Source organism: Pseudomonas sp. 1 R 17 (genome assembly GCF_900067035.1).
Classification (GTDB): Bacteria; Pseudomonadota; Gammaproteobacteria; order Pseudomonadales; family Pseudomonadaceae; genus Aquipseudomonas; species Aquipseudomonas marginalis.
This window is the reverse complement of sequence record NZ_FKLB01000069.1, coordinates 239,595-256,254: the sequence shown is the minus strand read 5'-3', so window position 1 is coordinate 256,254 and position 16,660 is coordinate 239,595. Positions and strand designations below refer to the sequence as shown.

The following is a 16,660-nucleotide window of genomic DNA, read 5'->3' as shown; positions in this document are numbered from 1 at the left end:
TAATTAAGATACAACTTAAGATATATCTTATGAAGAGCGCAAAATCGTCTGACGAACGGTAGCGCAAGCAAATCTGCGCTTGGCGGGTGGTCGGTAGGGGTGAGCGGAGCGTGGCACTGCTCGCCTTTAAGTGGGCGAAAACATGGCATTTGCATGAATATTAAATACAGTTGTTAGTTGGAGTGTTTGCTCTAGAAGTATGCAGGCTCAAGCCCGCTCTAGTCGTGTGGCCGATCTCCTACAGCTTTATGATTTATATAAGTAGTATCAGTGATGTTTGGATGTAATTAGTGGATGACAGTTAATATTTATAATATTGAATATTAAGGTTTTTTTATTTCCGATCGGGTCGAGATTTATTACGCGCTAAAGAGAAGTTGCCGGCATCGTCAAGTGTGATTTCCAAGCACTATTTACCTGCGTCGCAAGACCCGGTTTATTCGTGTTTTGTCGCATTGGGAAAATCGGTTTCCCAACCAATATCTAATGCCACAACAGGTACTTAAAATGCTTAAGAAGACCGCTTTCGTACTGCCGTTTCTCGCACTGGCTTTCAGCACGTCCAGCGTGTTCGCCGCAGGTGAAGCCAGCAGTGTCATCAACATCAAGGCAACGATTCCGACCAAGCAGTTCCACGCGCAGCCACGTGACCCCAACTTCGGTCGTGACGAAACCATGAACTACAACACCGTCACCGGCGAGTTGAGCCAGTTGCGCGCCACCTACGATGTGAAAAACACCGACGGCTCGATCAAGGCTTACATCGAGGGCGGCCCTGCTTCGTTGACCAACGGTAGCGACGCGATCGCACTGACCAACACCTTCAACGGTGTCGTACTGACCGGCTCGCCGCTGGAAGTGGTCGATGATGCCAGCTCCACTCCAGGTACCCAGGCGGACCTGGTAGTGGCCGCTGCCAAACCTGCGGATGGCGTTTCCGGGCTCTTCACCACCAACTACACCATCGTGTTCGACCACGAGCCGCGCGTCACGCCGTGAAGCCAGGCTCGTTGAGCGGTAAGCACCGGCCTGTGGCTCGGTAGTCAAACCGGTCGGCAGTCAGTCTCTGTCTGTCGGTCGGCCGGTTTTCTCGTATTGAAATTCGAAATCAGAGTATTCCGTTCATGTTCCCGATGACTCCCATCGCGGCAGCGCTTGCCTTGTTGTTTTGTGCGAACGCGCTGGCGGCAGGTACTGCCGACGGCACTACACCTCGTAGTCTGCTTTCCCAGGCCAAGGGACTACCGGCGGACTTTGAAGAGCATTTCTTCGACGTGCCCCTGGCAGTCAAGGTGGATCTGGACCAAGAGTTTGTGTCCGAAGCGATGATCGTATTGACCCGTGATGACGGGCTGACCTTACTCGACTTTACCGACCATGACGGCAGCGTGATCAAGGATGACGAGCGTGACCGCTGGGCCGAGTACCTGAAACAAGGCGTGCCCCTGGGGGCATGCGAAACCAATTGCCCCGACGGGCTCATGGCCGTGCATTACAACCTGGAAAACTCCACGGTTTCCCTGCTGACCGAAAATGCCGAGCGCGACGCCGAGGAGCAGCGCTACTACTTTCTGCCCACCGGCGGCAGCACTGGCCTGATCGTGCGCAACCAGATGAACCTCAGCGGTGGCGAAGGGCAGGACCTGGGCGGACGCTTCGGCATCGATGCCAGCAGCAGCCTGGGCCTGTGGAGCCAGACCCTGAACATGCAGTTCTCGCGCCTCGGCGGGCCGGACGACGATGACCTCAACCACGCCGTGTATGCGCTCTATACCCAGCGTGAACTGCAGGGCAATTTCCTGCGCCTGGGCTACTTCACACCCAATGCCGAAGGCCTGACCCGCCAGTTGCGAACCTTCGGGGCCAGCCCGGACACCGCCGTGGGCGTGATGTATGGCAGTTCCGACAGCCTGATGATCAATAATTCCAAGCCTGCCGTTTACCCGATCTATGTCACCGCCAGCCGCCAGGCATCGGTGGAGATTTATCGCAATGGCCTGCTGATCAACACCCAGCCGGTCAGCAGCGGCTTGCACAGCCTGGACACGCGGCCGCTGCCCGGTGGCATTTATGAAGTGGAAGTACGCCTGGTGGAGGACGGCCAGATCACCAGCACCACCCAGGAGTTGGTGTACAAGCCCAACAACTGGCGCAACCACGACGAGCGCTGGCGCTACAACCTGTTTGCTGGCCGGGAAAGCAAACTGCTGAGCAACTTTGATGAGCAGAGCAGCGGCAGCCCGACCGCAGGCATCTCGGTGAACTACCTGGCTCACCCCCGTGTGGTGTTGGGGGCGTCCGGTCGCCAGGTCAAGGACAACATGCAATACGGCACCTCGGTCGACTGGACCCTCGCCGACCAGGCCAGCCTGTATGCCAACGTCTACTGGACGGAAAAATACGGCACCGGCCTCGACCTCAACGGCCTGTACAACTACGGCCTGGGAAGCGTCGTGTTCAACCACACGCGCAGCTGGCTAGACACCCGTAACACCTATGAAACCCTGCCGGATGGCACGCGCATTCGCCAGCGCGACGTGTTTGTGGGCCAGACCAGTAACTCATCGATTTCAGTCAACCACCGCTTGAGCAACCTGCGCTCGATCAACGCTCGCCTGTTCTACAGCGAAGGCAACAGTGAAGGCGTCGGCCTGGACCTGGGCTGGACCGAGCGCACCCATATGTTCGGCAACGACGCCAACTGGCGCGTGTCGGTATTTGACCGGCCAGCCACCGCCAGCACGGGCGACCGGCGCAACCGTGGGGTCGACCTGAGCATCAGCCTGGCCCTCGGCGCCCCCGGCGAGCAGTGGTCCGCCAGCATCGGCACGCGTACCTCCCGCGAGGGCACCCGCGACAACAATGCCTCGCTGACCTACCGCAAGGACCTGCAAGACCACATGCTGCAAAGCGTCTCCGCCACGGCGACCACTGACACCTACGGCATCGGTTTGTCCGGCATGGCCAGTTTCGAGAACGAGTTTGTCAGTGGTGACGGCTACGTCCAGCGTTCTTCATTCAACAATGAGCTGGCGGGCGGCCTGAACCTGGACAGCACCTTTGCCCTGGGCCAACAAAAAATGGTGCTCACCAGCCAATACCACGGCACCGGCTCCGGGTTGATCGTGGATGTCGAAACCGACGTCGACGACATCGCCCTGCGCGCCGACGACTTGAGCGGTGGCAGTACGGCCCTGCGCCCTGGTCGCAACTTCATCCCGATCACCGCCTACAAAGGCAGCTCGGTGAGCTTCGACTTCGAAGGCAACCACGCGCCCTCGGCCTCGATTCAACCGCCGCGCACGCGCTACCACCTGAACAAGGGCGGCGTGGAGTACCGCAAGGTCAGCGTGATGCAAACCGTCACCGTGCTCGGGCGCCTGGTGGACCCCCAGGGTAAACCGCTCAAGGGCCTGCATGTGATCAACCACGCCACGCGTGGGGTGAGTGAGGTCGACGGGTTCTTCTCCCTGGAAATGAATGCCAGTTCGCCGACCCTGGAAGTGCGCCGCAACAACCAACTGCTCTGCCAGTTCAGGCTTGATCCTTCCAAGGCGCGCCTTGAAAACAGTGTGCTGATGATCGGGGACTTGCGCTGCACGCCGGATACGTTGGCGGAGTCCACAGTCACCGAACAGATTGCCGGTTGAGCATGAAGATGAGAACACGCACAGTCATGAAAACGCTTCTTTCCCGCGCCACCCAACGCCATGTAGTGGGTACGGCGATGCTCCTGTGTTCCTTCGCGGCGCTGGCCGACGAGGACATCACCGCACGGTTCAGGCCGGACCCCGGCAACCCCATGGTGAACAGGTTCGAGAACACCACGCCGATCAGTTCGATTTGCGCCGCGCACATTCCGGCCCGGTGCAAGGCGTTGAATATCTTCAGCCTGCGCGACACCAACTTCACGGCAGCCGCCATTGCGCCCATCCAGGCCAACCATTCGGACGAGCGCCAAGGCTTCATGGTCAAGGTGCCGTCTGATTGGCGTGACTTGACCGTGACGCATACGGTCACCCAGGAGACCGAGACCGTACAGGTCAGGATCGCCGGCGTCGGATCGCTTTGGTATGTGCCGCGGCCACCTGGCGTTTCGGCGTGGGCACAGCCTGGGGTGAGATGGCAAAGTCGATGGACGACGGCGCCCGCGCCCTGTCAGAGCACCGGCCACCTTGCTGCCGGCACTTTCTTTGCCTCGTACTTCTGGCTGACACCCGAAGGTGCGGGCCCCTGCAGTCGGCAACCGTCCCAGGACTTGGCGACCCTGCGTTACAACACCATGGAGTATGCCTACGAACTGCGCACTCCCAACCCGTTGGGCATGTCCAGTGGTCACTACACCGGAAGCATTACGTACACCATGGGCCCCGGTGGCGATTACGATTTTGGCGATGTCGTGATCCCCTCGAAAAATGCCCTCACCTTCAATTTCACCTTGAGTGTGGAGCACGACCTGAAAGTCGAGGTGCCGCCGGGAGGCACCCGCATTGAACTGGTACCCCAAGGCGGTTGGCAGGCTTGGCTGAACCAAGGGCGCAAGCCGGCGCGGCTGTTTCGCGACCAGACTTTCAATATTTCCGCTTCGTCGCGTTTCAAGATGCAGTTGGAATGCGAGCGAGTCATGGGCAATACCTGCGCCTTGAGAAACGCGGCCGACCACCAGGTTCCCGTGAATATCAGTGTCTCCTTGCCCCACGGCCTGAACCGCCCTGACAGCTCTGCCGTCAATCGCCAGCCGCTGTTGTTGAGTGGTGCCGGCACCGAGCAATTCCAGCCGGGGTTCTATGTGAACCGCCGCCCTGGAACCTTGCATTTCGAGGTCGCCAAGGAACATGTCGACGCCATGCTCAGCCAGGGCGGCAGCACCTATTCGGGGCAGGTCACGGTGATCTGGGATTCGGACCTGTAAACGGAGAGCGTTATGTGGATCAAGTATGTGTTGGCCCTGTGGGTGCTCGGCGGCTTGCCGCTGTGGGCACACGCCGGCCCGAGCCTCAACGTCGGGGCGTTCTACGACTACCTGGAAGGCGATAAGAGTACCTACCTCAAGCGGGTCTTCAATGCTGGCGACAGCACCGCCTTTGTACGGATCCAGGTGCAGGAAATCCTCTACAACAATGACGGAACCTCCGAAGAGGTGGCGCTCAAGCCGGCCGCCGACCCCAGCATTCGTGACGGCCTGATGGCCAGCCCGACGCGCTTGATCGTGCCGGCCGAAGGCATGCAGGGCACGCGCCTGTTGTACCTCGGCGAGCGCGAAAAAGAGCGTTATTTCCGCGTGCGCTTCGTGCCGGTGATGCCAGAAAAGGACGACGAGTTTGCGGTTTCGAATGAGGAACGCGAAGCCTACAAAACGTCCTTGTCAGCCGGGGTCACGGTATTGGCAGGGTTCGGCACGGTGTTTTTCGTGAGGCCCAAGGTGACGCGCTTTGCGACGGGCACCGATGACAGTGCCGGGAGCTACCGTCTGCGTAACGACGGCAATAGCGTGGTGGTGATCGATGAGTTCAAGGACTGTTCCACCGCCGCGCCCCAGGACTGCCAGCCCACCACCAAGCACCACATTTTGCCAGGCCGCGCGTTTGACTTTGACAAGCAGGCCGGGCGGACTTACCGCTTCACTCTGATCGAAGGCGGTGACAAAAAACCTTATGAGGTCAAAGGATGATGAGCAGTGAAACAACCCACGTCGGCTGGCGCTGGCGCCTGTCGGAGACGCTGTACAAAGGCCTCGCGGGGGCGGTGTTGTTGGTCGCCGTGCTGTTCAGTTCATCGGCGCTGGCGGTTCGCGAAGCGCGGGTGTTCGATGTGTCGGTGACCATCCCGACCTCGGACTTTTACGTACTGCCGATCACCCCAGGGTTCCTGGAGCGTGAGCAACAGATGGTCTGGGACCTGGTGCCGGGTCGCCTGCGTCCGCTGCGCGAACACTTCGACGTGAAGAGTTCGGCGGGCGGGATCAACGCGCGGCTGGGCGCGGTGCCCATGTTGTTCAACGGCGGGCGTACCTATATCGACTTGAGTGTCACGTTCAATGGCCAGGCGCTGAGCCTCGACGACACCCTGGTGGTGCCCCAGGACGAAGCGCGCCAGGGCAAACGTGTGCTGCTGGACATCTCGGCGGTCGAGCCGGCGGATGGGTTTACCCCCGGCGAGTATTACGGCAGCGTCGAGTTGCTGTTCGACGCGGTACGCCCATGACGATTTTTAAAGGAGGGGTTATGAAACGTGTAGCGGCAATGCTGGGCTTGATGGTGTGTTCGTTGAGTGCCCAGGCCGGGCCGAACATCAACATTGGCGACTTTTACGACTATTTGCGTGGCGATAAAAGCACCTACCTCAAGCGTGTCTTCAACGGTGGCACCAAGACCGCCTTCGTCAAGGTCAACGTCACCGAAATGCTCTACAAACCCGACGGCAGCTATGACGAAGTGCCGCTCAAGCTCGAAGCCGACGGCAGCGTGCGCAATGGTCTGGTCGCCAGCCCAGCGCGGCTGATCGTGCCGGCCGATGGCATGCAGAGCACACGTTTTGTATTCATCGGTGAGCGCGATAGCGAGCGCTATTTCCGGGTACGTTACCTGCCAGTGGCGCCCGAGAAAGACGACGGCTTTGGTGTCACCGATGAGGAGCGCAAAGCCTATGAAGAGACCTTGGTGGGCGGTGTGCAGGTGATGGCTGGCTACGGCACCGTGTTCTTCGTGCGGCCCAAGGACAGCCGCTTCGATACGCGGGTCGAAAATGGCGGGCAGCGTTACACCTTGCGCAATGCGGGGAATACGGTGGTTGTGGTGGATGAGTTCAAAGATTGCGCGGCCAATGACCGAACGTCGTGCGCCCCCACCACCAAGAATCATATTTTTCCGGGGCGGGTGTTCAGCTTTGAAAAACAGGCCGGGCGTACTTATCGGTTCTATCTGGTAGAGGGCACTACCCAAAGAATCGTCGAAATCAGTGGCTAGCAGCGGTGCACAAGGTATGGCTGCCCGGTTGCAGATAGGGCATCAGCACCGGCGCCATGCCCTTGAGCACCTGCACCGGCAGCGCTGAGGTAAAGGTGAAATTCTGCGCGCCGCTGCCGGGAACAAAGGCAGTCAGGGTGCCGAAGTGGTGTTCACCGATGTAAAACACAAAGGTCGCGGTGCGGTTGATCGCCTTGGAACTCAGGACCCGCCCACCCGCGCCAATCGCCTCAATGCGGTTATCCCCGGTGCCGGTCTTGCCGCCCATCGCCAAGGGGCTGCCATCGGCCAACTTGAAACTGCCGGAGACACGTTTGGCGGTGCCTGCGTCCACCACTTGTGACAAGGCCCCACGCAAGGCGGTGGCCACTTCGCTGGGCATCACCCGTTTGCCGCGATTCGGGTCATTGATCAGGCGGGTTTCATAAGGTGTGCCGGCGGCAAAGTGCAGGCTGTCGATGCGCAGGGTCGGTTGGCGCACACCGTCATTGAGGATCGTGCCCACCAGTTCGGCGAGGGCCGCGGGCTTGTCGCCAGAACTGCCGATGGCCGTGGCCAGGGACGGCACCAAGTGATCGAAGGGGTAGCCGACGGCTTTCCAGCGCTGATGAATATCCAGGAACGCTTCGATCTCCAGCATGGTGCGGATGCGGCTGTCGCGGGCGCTTTTGTGCCGGCTCTTGAATAGCCAGCCATAGACTTCCTGGCGTTCATGCTCGCTGGCCGCGACCGCCTGGGTAAAGGTCGCGTCGGGATGGTTGAGCAGGTAACCGAGCAGCCATAGGTCCAGTGGGTGAACCTTGGCGATATAGCCTTGGTCCGGCAGGTCGTAGGCGCCGGGGCCGTAGCTCAGGTAGAGTTTTTGCAGGCGCTCGTCGCTGAGTTTTTCGCTGGTCTTGCTGCCGCTCAGGTGGGAGCGGATGAAACGGTCGAAACTCTCTTGGCTGGCCTGGGGCAGCAGGTAGCGATGCACGGCCGCCAGACGGATGGCAGTGGGGTGCAGGCCGTCGAGGAAGGTGTTGAGCCGGGCCTGGGTGTCCTTGTTGCGGTATTTTTTCCAGAAGCGCAGCAAAAACGTCGTGCCCTCGCGGTCGGCGAACTGGGCCAGGTATTCCTGGCGCCGTGGGTCGCTGTCGTCCTTGAGTAATTGCGCGCTGTTGCCCGGGGCCTGGTAGGTGCTGTAGCGCACCAGGTCGCGCATCAGGCGGATGAAGGGCAGGTTGATCGACTCGCGCAGGGCGTCACGCAGGGTCGGGCTGCGGCCGTTGTCTTCGTTGCGAAAGTTGTGGAAGTGATGCAGGCCGCCACCGGTGAAAAAGCTTTCGCCGGGGCTGGCCGAATATTGCCGATCAAGGGCTGCGTCGAGCATCTTCGGCAGGCTCTGGTCGCTGTTCTGCGCCAGGTAATCCAGGGCCCAGCGGGACAGGCGATCCTGGTCATCGATCTCGATTTTTTTCAGCGCAGCGGGCGGCTGGCCGGCGTATCGATCATGCAACTCGCTGATGATTTGCAGGTAGGTGGTCAGTACCCGCAGCTTGGCGGTGGAGCCCAGTTCCAGCTTGCTGCTTTCGTTGATGTCGAACGGTTGGTCGGTGTTGTCGGTCTGCACCCGTACGCGGGCACCGTCGGGCGTCATCTCATACAGGGTGAAGCTGTAGCGCACTTGGGCGGTGCTGCTGGGCGTCAGCAGGCGCGGGCCGAGTAGCCCCAGTTGGCCGGCGAAGGCCGGGTCTGCCAGGCGTTTGAGGTAGTCGGTGGCCTGGGTTTGCAGGTCGCTGTGCAGGGTGCTGGTGGCGGACAGGTCGAGGCGGTCCAGGTCATACAGCGGCCGGTTGAGCAGGGAACCCAGGCGGCTGCGGGCAACGTTGATGCCTTTGTTGCTTTCGATGGGCTGGACCGTGGGCTGCTGCTGCCAGTCCCGGTACGTGACCCGGCTGGCGAGTGCGGCCTCGGACAGCCCTGGCTCAATCACCCCGTTCTGCGCCAGCAAACGCAGATGACTGTCGGTCAGTTGCTCCAGGTCGGCACGGCCCTTGGCGAGGTAGTAAGACGGGCGGCGCTGGGCAATCATCAGGGACAACACTTCGCGCAGGGCCAGGCCTTTTTGCTTGAGCGTTTGCGGGTCGTCACTGGCGAGCAGGGCGTTGGTCTGGTTGAAGTCGGCGCCATACCAGACCCGCAGTCCTTCTGCCAGGCCATGCACCTCGCCGTGGCCGGGCACCGCCGACAGCGGCACGCTGTTGAGGTAGTCGCGCACCACATCCTGACGTGCTTGCAGGCTGTCCGGCCCGCCCTGATACGCCCGTACACTGGCGGAAATCATCTGGCGGATTTTCTCACCACCGCTCAGGGTCAGCCCATCGGGTGAGTGGCGGTATTTTTCCAATTGCGTGGCCAGGGTGCTGCCACCGGCACTTTGGCCCGGCAGGTGCAGCAAGCGTGCGACCTGCGACCACGCGGCCTTGGCAAAACGTGGCCAATCCACGGCGGGGTTGGCTTGGGGTTGGTCGGGGTCGAGCAGGTCGCGGTTCTCGATAAACAGCAGGCTACTGACGATCACGGGCGGGATGGCGCTGAAACGCGGGTACGCCTGTTGCGGGTAATTGAAGCGGTACACCGGGGCGGCCCGGCAATCGGTAATCGTCAGACCAGCCTGGATTTTCTCGCGGTAGGGAATGAACAGGCCGTGATCGCTGTAGTCGATCAGCGCCGTGGAGAAGCGTGCCTGACGTTCGATCAGGTAGTTGCGTTTGAGCAGGCGCGGCAGGAACTCACCCAGTGCGCTGTAGCCCAGGCGCCGGTCGAACGGACCGTCGCCGGGATAGACAATGGCGTCACTGGCACCGGGTTGTACCGTATAGCTCAACGCGTGGGCGAGACGGCTTGACTCTCGGGCTTGCCAGTGGGCCGTGCGCATTTCCCGATGGGCGGCAAACCCCAGCGCGATCAGGCCGATCAGCAGCAGTAACCAGACCATTCGCCACGCATACCGCCGCTTGCGGGGGCTTTGCGGCAATGGCTGTTCATCCAGGCTGTCGGCGGGGCCAGCAGCCTTGGGTGAATCGGTTTGCCATAAAGCGCCCATAGTCGATTGATCCATTCACGCAGATTGATCGGACTTGATTCAAGCGTAGACGTTGATTGAGGCAGACAAGGGATTTGTCGCAAACCCCTAGCGGGCTACCGCAGGTGCGTGGAAGGCAAGCCATAGCCTGCGAGGTCAATCGGACCGATTTCCGGTGTCCGTTACCAGGAGCTCCCTCATGTCTCAAACCCCCCCTGTGCCCACGTTGCGGCGTGCGCGCATCGAGCGGATCGTCAATACGTTTTCCTCTGTGCCGAGCTTGCGTACGGTAGCGCAGGCCCAGATCCAGGCGGCACTGGATCGGCAGTACCCTTCCTTGCACTATGCCGCCGCACACCTCGCCATTGGCATACCGGTAGGTCAGGGTTATCGCTACAGTGCGCTGGCCGACGAAGTGCTGGCGCGCCTGGCCCGTGCGCGACCGGTTCGGTATGTCGAAGACTTTCACCAGGTGATGCAGCATCAACGGGAGGTCTACGTGCAGGGCGGGCCGGGGCTGGTCGATCTGGAACGGCTGGTCAACCACGCGGGAGGCGAGTTGTTGGATGCCTGGCTCGCACGTTTGCGGGATTGGTGGGGGGCGCCGCGAGGGGAGGGGACGAGCCGCTGGGCTGAGTTGTCCGATGAATTACTGGGGTTGCTGTATGAATGCCAGATGCCTGCGGGCATGAGTGCAGAGCACTTTTCACGGCTGTTTCCACGTCAGGCGCTGCACCCCAGCCGACCTGATCGTACGTGGCGTTCGCAGGGTGAGACGTTGACGGTACGTACGCTGTCGGTGCGCCGTGGCCAGAGCACGCAACCCCCTGACATGGTGCCTGTATTGATCCTTGATCACCGGCTGCTGGGGGCCGAACTGCGCACGCTGCTCGTGTTCAGTCCCGCCACGGGGATTCATCCGTTGCAACAGTTGGAGGATATCGAACCCCTGATCCCCGGGTTCGTGAGCGCCTCGCTGGCACACGGGGCCGTGGAGTGGTTTGTCGAGGAACTACCCGGCGACCCGTTCGATGCGTTGGCGGCCTGCTTTGCCCAACAGCAGAGCGCCGAAGTCATGGCAATCGACCGCTCAGTATCACGTACGCCCGAGCAGTGCCAGGCAATGCTGGACTACGTGACTGACCCCCGTCGTTGGTTCGAGTCGGCCCTCACACCTGAACAGCAACGCTTGCAAGATCGATTACCGCTCTGGCTCATCCATGCTTCGCCGGACGACAGCCTGGCCTATGCTCGCCTGCTACAGGGGCTGGTCGCTGCGCAAACAGCGGCGGCGGGGCACACCTTTCTCGACGGTATCGCGCCGATTCGCACGTTCACCGCCCAGGCCCTGACGCACTGCCTGGAGAAGGAGCCCCGCGCCAAGGCGATCAGCCCGGATCACATTGAACTGACCTACAGCCTTGTCACGGCGGTGATGTTGCCAGGCGGTTTTACCAGTGGTGATGCCCACCGGGTGACACTCACGCTGACGGAGCTGGCCCTGGAAAACCTCGGCGGTTTCCCCCATGCGCCGTCCCGGATAAAACTCAACGGCGACGTGGCGCCCGCTTGGTTGAGCGCCTCTTTGTTGACCGGCTGCGTGACCGAGACGGACGTCGGCCAGGCGTACCCCGACCTGTTGCGCAAAAAACTGATCGACGACCCGATTGAATCGGCCCGCCGCGAGAAGCTGTTCAGTCGGCAACTGCGGGCGCAACTGCCGCTGCTGGCGCTGGAGCTGAAGCTCAAACGCGAGGGCGGCTTGAGCCAGGCCGGTTACCGGTTGGTGGAGGCGGCCGTCCAGGCCAGTGCGGATGGACGCGCGGCGGGTATGTGGTCGCTGGCATTCAAGGCCACGCCAGCTGCGACGGCGGACGAGGTGGTCGGTTTTTACGTGATCGGCCCACGTGACACCGAGCACGGGCCGCATCTGTTGTACCGGCCGTTGTCGACCCCAAGCCTGCGTGAGTTCGAGTCGCAGCAGGCGTTGTTGGAGGCCATCAAGGCGCCAGGGGAATTGCACGACAGTGTCCTCGCCTGGATGGCCCCGGCCCGCCAGCCGGTGTATGCCAACGGTGGTTTCCAGGAACCGCATGTCGCGCACTTTCTGGCCGGTGATGAGTTCAGCGTGCCGGATCGGCCAGCGCCGGCACAGCTCAGTAAACGGCTGGAGGAAGGCGACCCGTTGCCTGGCCTGTTTGTCTCGACTGCCCAGGCGTTGGTCAGCCTGGCCCAGGCCCAGTCGGTGTCCAATGCTCAGCAACGCTGGCGGACGTTAAAGGCCGGCGGTTGGTTGCTGTTCAATACACTGCTGCCGTTTGTCCGGGGGCCGGCACTGCTGGCGGGCTGGATGGTGCAGGTGATGGACAGTGTCCAACGGGATGTGGCGGCATTGGCCAGTAACGACTCGGTCATGCAGACCCAAGGTGTGATAGACCTGTTGACCAATCTGGTGATGATCCTGGCCCATCGGGCCTCGCCTCATGAGTGGCCGGCGATGCTGGACCAGCAAGCCTCAACGTTTGCTTCGCCAGCGTCGATGCAGCGTCCTCCCGCAGTGATACCTGGCCCTGCCACCGTGCAGTTGCAGCCTCCCTTCAGTTGGAGTAATTCGCGCGATACGCTCACACCGTCCTTGCGCGCCCGGCTGGAGGGTATGAGTCTTAAGGCCTTGCCCCAACCTTGGCCATCACGGCTGCCAGGCGCACAGGCTTCGGGGATACACGAAGGCTTGCTACTGGATACGGCGTCGAACCCGGTCCACTGGCAGGCGTTGGTGCGCGGTCATGTGTACCGCGTGCAAGTGGCCCGTGACCGCGTGCGAGTGGTCAGCGCCGACGGTAGCGCGAACGGGCCGTGGCTCAAGTCGCTGGGGGGCGGTGCATGGGATGTGGACTTGGGCTTGCGCCTGCGCGGCGGGCAATCGGATACCCCGACCGGCCTGGTTGACAGTGAGTCACGCCGTCAGCAACTGGAGCAGGATTACCGCCAATCCACCGAGCGCCGGGAAACCGCAGACCGTGCCCTGACCACGGCCCGCATGCTTAGAGACAGTGAGGATACGCGCGTCACCGAACAGCATCGCGCCACGGCGGGCGCTCGCTATGTGCAGGAGCTTCAGAACAAACTCGAGGCCTCATTGCTTGAGCTGGAGTGCCTCAGGGCGCTGCAGGTCATCAGGCGCCGACCCGGTTATGCGAGAGAGTTGTCCACGTTGCTGGAAGGGACGGCGCTCACGTTGCAGCTATTGCTCCAGCACGCCCGCCAACAGACCGTCGCGATCCACCGCAGGTTGGTGCCGCTGCTGGAGCTGGTGCAATCGTTGAGCGCGCAGGAGGCACTTTTGGATATCTATCAGCAGCCCCACCGGCAGATCATGGAGGGGCTGCGGCAGTTGGCCGACAGTAATGAGCAAGCCATTGACTGGCGCGGCCTGCAACTGGGTTTGCTGGATGAACTGAGTCAGGTGCCCAAGTATGGGCGGGACAAGGCCCAAGCCTTGCGCGAGAGCGAGTTGTCCGCGCCGACGGTGCTCGAACTGCAATCGCTGCAGGTCACCGCCTTGTGGGCCGTGGCGATCAATACCGAAGGGCCGACGCTGGAGGAAGGTTTTTTTCAAAGCCTGGACGACACCATTCACCGCGCCCGTTGGGCCAGTGGCTCGCAGGCCCACTTGGACGAGCTGGCGCCGCAAAGTGCGGAGCTGCGTACCGAGTTGCTGGAGAGTTTCGACCGTGTCTACGCCTTGAGCGATGATCGGATTGAGTTCTGGCGCGCTATGGCCCCGGAGCGATTCGATCTCAAGTACCTGGAGAAGCTGCAACAGTTGCTCGCGCAATTGCACAAGGAGGTTCAGCGTGAGCTGGCAGCGGTGCTGGTTCCGACAGCCGCCGCGACGCCTGCTGTGGGACGTGCGCGGGTTCGGCAGAAAAAAATCATTCGCGTGCGCAACCAGGACATGTACGTCGCCCAGGTCAAAGTGACAACCGGCGAGCATCCCCAGGAAGTGGCCGAAGTCACGGATGCCCAGGACGCGGTGATCGCCACGTTTACCCAGGCCGACGATGGCATTTGGGAGCCGGTCAAGGCACCCGCCCCGGCGCTTCCTGGGCCGCTGCCCAACCTGGGCCGGCTGGTCGAACAGGGGCAGGCGTTACGCGCACCGGTGGAAAAGGCCATCGCCGAGGTACTCAAAATGGCCAGTCGGGCCAATGAGCCTCAGTCGTTGCAGGACCTGCTGGAGCAGCGCGCCGACAAGTTGCGCCAGTGCGCCGAGGCGATCCAGCAGCGGTTGCTGCACAGCGTGCCGGAGCGCCTGGCCGCGACGCAGCGTGCCCGGGCCACAACCGAGGCCGATGAGTTGCGCGCGGCCGCCAGCCGCTTGTCCGAGCAAGGTTTGCAGGCACGCCTGGCTGCAATCAAGGCGCGCCTGCCGACCCAGGCCGGGGTGGAGGTGCTGGTCAGTCATCACGAAGCGCGCATCTTTCGCCAGGGGGCGCGGGTCGAACTCGCCGGACGGTCCAATGACTGGTTGCAAGCGTACGTGGTGATGGACGCGCAAACGCGTCAGGCCCTGTGCTACGGGCATTTTCACTACGAACGGCCGACCGGGCCGGACGACCATTTCACCGCTGCGCACCTCAAGACACCCGCGCAACATCGAATGGGCAAACAGTCCCAGGCCCAGGCCCGTGCCCAGGCATTCGCCAGCATGCAGGCGGGGCAAAGCGGGCGTGTGACGCAAACTCTGGAGATCCATCGGGGCGAAATCAACCTCAGGATGGCGCGCAGGTTGTTTTTCGATGCGCCGCAGTGGACCGGCGACTGGTGATCGATACGGACCCTCGGGCTAGAGCGCTCCAGCTCCGGTAAATACGACCAGGGCAGGGGAATGACGGTGCACCGATGCTGTGCAATACTCGCCGCCGTTTGCGCCAGACTATTCCTACAGTTCCCAGGTGATGCCCCTCCGCAGAAGCGGCATTTGCCGAGGAATCTCGCTGAATTTTGTTGCTTATTGAGTGAAAAGCCCTGCTTGCGGCTTTCTATACTGCACGCCCCCTGAGCTGGCCGGTGTGTCGGCCGGACGGGTTTACCCACGAGGTGAGCCCGCTAGGACAGCGTCACGGCGACCCGCTGTGGCGCTGAACACTCGGTGGTTCAATCCAATAACAAAATGAGGTTGTATCCCCATGCCAGCTGGCAACCACCTGCCCCATGGCGAGACCGCTTCTGGCGGCCCGCTCAAACGCGAACTCGGTGAGCGGCATATCCGCCTGATGGCCCTCGGCGCCTGTATCGGTGTCGGCCTGTTCCTCGGTTCGGCCAAGGCCATCGAGATGGCCGGCCCGGCGATCATGCTCTCCTACATCATTGGCGGCCTGGCGATCCTGGTGATCATGCGCGCCCTCGGCGAGATGGCCGTGCATAACCCGGTCGCCGGTTCGTTCAGCCGTTATGCCCAAGACTACCTTGGCCCGTTGGCGGGCTTCCTGACCGGCTGGAACTACTGGTTCCTGTGGCTGGTGACCTGCGTCGCCGAGATCACCGCCGTGGCGGTGTACATGGGCGTGTGGTTCCCCGATGTACCGCGCTGGATCTGGGCCCTGGCGGCCCTGGTGAGCATGGGCACCATCAACCTGATCGCCGTCAAGGCCTTCGGTGAGTTCGAGTTCTGGTTCGCCCTGATCAAGATCGTCACCATCATCGCGATGGTCATCGGCGGTGTCGGCATCATTGCCTTCGGTTTCGGCAATGACGGTGTTGCCCTGGGTATTTCCAACCTGTGGGCCCACGGCGGCTTCCTGCCCAACGGCGTGCAGGGTGTGTTGATGTCGCTGCAGATGGTGATGTTCGCCTATTTGGGCGTGGAGATGATCGGCCTGACCGCCGGTGAGGCGAAGAACCCGCAGAAGACCATCCCCAATGCCATCGGCTCGGTGTTCTGGCGGATTCTGCTGTTCTATGTCGGCGCGTTGTTCGTGATCCTGTCGATTTACCCGTGGAATGAAATCGGCACCCAGGGCAGCCCCTTCGTGATGACGTTCGAGCGGTTGGGCATCAAGACCGCCGCCGGCATTATCAACTTCGTGGTGATCACCGCTGCGCTGTCGTCGTGCAACGGCGGCATCTTCAGCACCGGTCGCATGCTCTACAGCCTGGCACAGAACGGCCAGGCTCCGGCGACGTTCGCCACCACTTCCAGCAATGGCGTGCCGCGTCGCGCCCTGTTGTTGTCGATAGGCGCGTTGCTGTTGGGCGTGTTGCTCAACTACCTGGTGCCGGAAAAAGTCTTTGTGTGGGTGACGTCCATCGCCACCTTCGGCGCGATATGGACCTGGGTGATGATCCTGCTGGCGCAGCTCAAGTTCCGTCGCGGCCTGAGCCCGGATGAGCGCGCCGGGCTCAAGTACCGCATGTGGCTGTACCCGGTCAGTTCCTACCTGGCGCTGGCGTTCCTGGTGCTGGTGGTCGGCTTGATGGCCTACTTCCCGGACACCCGGATCGCGCTGTACATCGGCCCGGCGTTCCTGGTGCTGCTGACCGTGTTGTTCTATGTGTTCAAGCTGCAGCCGGCCCAGGCTGGCCAGGGTTCGCCGCGTTCGGCATGACCCCCTGAGCGATGGCCTGC

At 61.8% G+C, this 16,660-nt stretch carries 9 protein-coding genes; 8 read left to right on the top strand and 1 reads right to left on the bottom strand.

All coding sequences use genetic code 11. The features are described from left to right. Positions 1-507: 507 nt before the first annotated feature. The 6 genes from BFP99_RS30130 to BFP99_RS30105 all read left to right on the top strand — a co-directional run bounded on the left by BFP99_RS30130 (position 508) and on the right by BFP99_RS30105 (position 6,965). On the top strand, positions 508-999 hold the full coding sequence (locus tag BFP99_RS30130) for a CS1 type fimbrial major subunit (protein WP_065926563.1): 492 nt from the start codon (positions 508-510) through the stop codon (positions 997-999). A gap of 125 nt (positions 1,000-1,124) precedes the next feature. Then, positions 1,125-3,650: a CS1-pili formation C-terminal domain-containing protein gene (locus BFP99_RS30125; protein WP_065948886.1), complete on the top strand. Its 2,526-nt coding sequence runs from the start codon at positions 1,125-1,127 to the stop codon at positions 3,648-3,650. A gap of 26 nt (positions 3,651-3,676) precedes the next feature. Further along, a complete protein-coding gene (locus BFP99_RS30120) occupies positions 3,677-4,912 on the top strand; it encodes a hypothetical protein (protein WP_065948885.1) in 1,236 nt (411 codons plus the stop codon). Positions 4,913-4,924: 12 nt separating this feature from the next. Beyond that, positions 4,925-5,671, top strand: a complete 747-nt coding sequence (locus tag BFP99_RS30115; RefSeq protein WP_065926560.1) for a pilus assembly protein — start codon at positions 4,925-4,927, stop codon at positions 5,669-5,671. Further along, positions 5,671-6,204, top strand: a complete 534-nt coding sequence (locus BFP99_RS30110; RefSeq protein WP_141690846.1) for a CS1 type fimbrial major subunit — start codon at positions 5,671-5,673, stop codon at positions 6,202-6,204. Before BFP99_RS30115 ends, BFP99_RS30110 begins: the two co-directional genes overlap by 1 nt. A gap of 20 nt (positions 6,205-6,224) precedes the next feature. Next, positions 6,225-6,965 (top strand): pilus assembly protein, encoded by a 741-nt coding sequence (locus tag BFP99_RS30105; RefSeq protein ID WP_065926559.1) that lies wholly within the window; start codon positions 6,225-6,227, stop codon positions 6,963-6,965. On the opposite strand, the gene BFP99_RS30100 is transcribed toward BFP99_RS30105, so the two are convergent. Next, positions 6,955-10,050 (bottom strand): transglycosylase domain-containing protein, encoded by a 3,096-nt coding sequence (locus BFP99_RS30100; RefSeq protein ID WP_065948884.1) that lies wholly within the window; start codon positions 10,048-10,050, stop codon positions 6,955-6,957. The two genes, BFP99_RS30105 and BFP99_RS30100, sit on opposite strands and share 11 nt — an antisense overlap. A gap of 178 nt (positions 10,051-10,228) precedes the next feature. Between BFP99_RS30100 and BFP99_RS33850 the strand changes: the two genes are divergently transcribed. Next, a complete protein-coding gene (locus BFP99_RS33850) occupies positions 10,229-14,860 on the top strand; it encodes a hypothetical protein (protein ID WP_065948883.1) in 4,632 nt (1,543 codons plus the stop codon). 361 nt (positions 14,861-15,221) lie between these two features. Then, positions 15,222-16,640, top strand: coding sequence for an amino acid permease (locus tag BFP99_RS30090; RefSeq protein WP_065926556.1), 1,419 nt, complete (start codon positions 15,222-15,224; stop codon positions 16,638-16,640). The last annotated feature ends 20 nt before the right edge of the window (positions 16,641-16,660 follow it).

Bases quoted from the DNA above. Each gene is read 5' to 3' on its own strand.
- BFP99_RS30115 (WP_065926560.1), top strand. From the start codon at position 4,925: ATGTGGATCAAGTATGTGTTGGCCCTGTGGGTGCTCGGCGGCTTGCCG.
- BFP99_RS30110 (WP_141690846.1), top strand. From the start codon at position 5,671: ATGAGCAGTGAAACAACCCACGTCGGCTGGCGCTGGCGCCTGTCGGAG.
- BFP99_RS30125 (WP_065948886.1), top strand. From the start codon at position 1,125: ATGTTCCCGATGACTCCCATCGCGGCAGCGCTTGCCTTGTTGTTTTGT.
- BFP99_RS30105 (WP_065926559.1), top strand. From the start codon at position 6,225: ATGAAACGTGTAGCGGCAATGCTGGGCTTGATGGTGTGTTCGTTGAGT.
- BFP99_RS30130 (WP_065926563.1), top strand. From the start codon at position 508: ATGCTTAAGAAGACCGCTTTCGTACTGCCGTTTCTCGCACTGGCTTTC.
- BFP99_RS30090 (WP_065926556.1), top strand. From the start codon at position 15,222: ATGCCAGCTGGCAACCACCTGCCCCATGGCGAGACCGCTTCTGGCGGC.
- BFP99_RS30100 (WP_065948884.1), bottom strand. From the start codon at position 10,050: ATGGGCGCTTTATGGCAAACCGATTCACCCAAGGCTGCTGGCCCCGCC.
- BFP99_RS33850 (WP_065948883.1), top strand. From the start codon at position 10,229: ATGTCTCAAACCCCCCCTGTGCCCACGTTGCGGCGTGCGCGCATCGAG.
- BFP99_RS30120 (WP_065948885.1), top strand. From the start codon at position 3,677: ATGAAAACGCTTCTTTCCCGCGCCACCCAACGCCATGTAGTGGGTACG.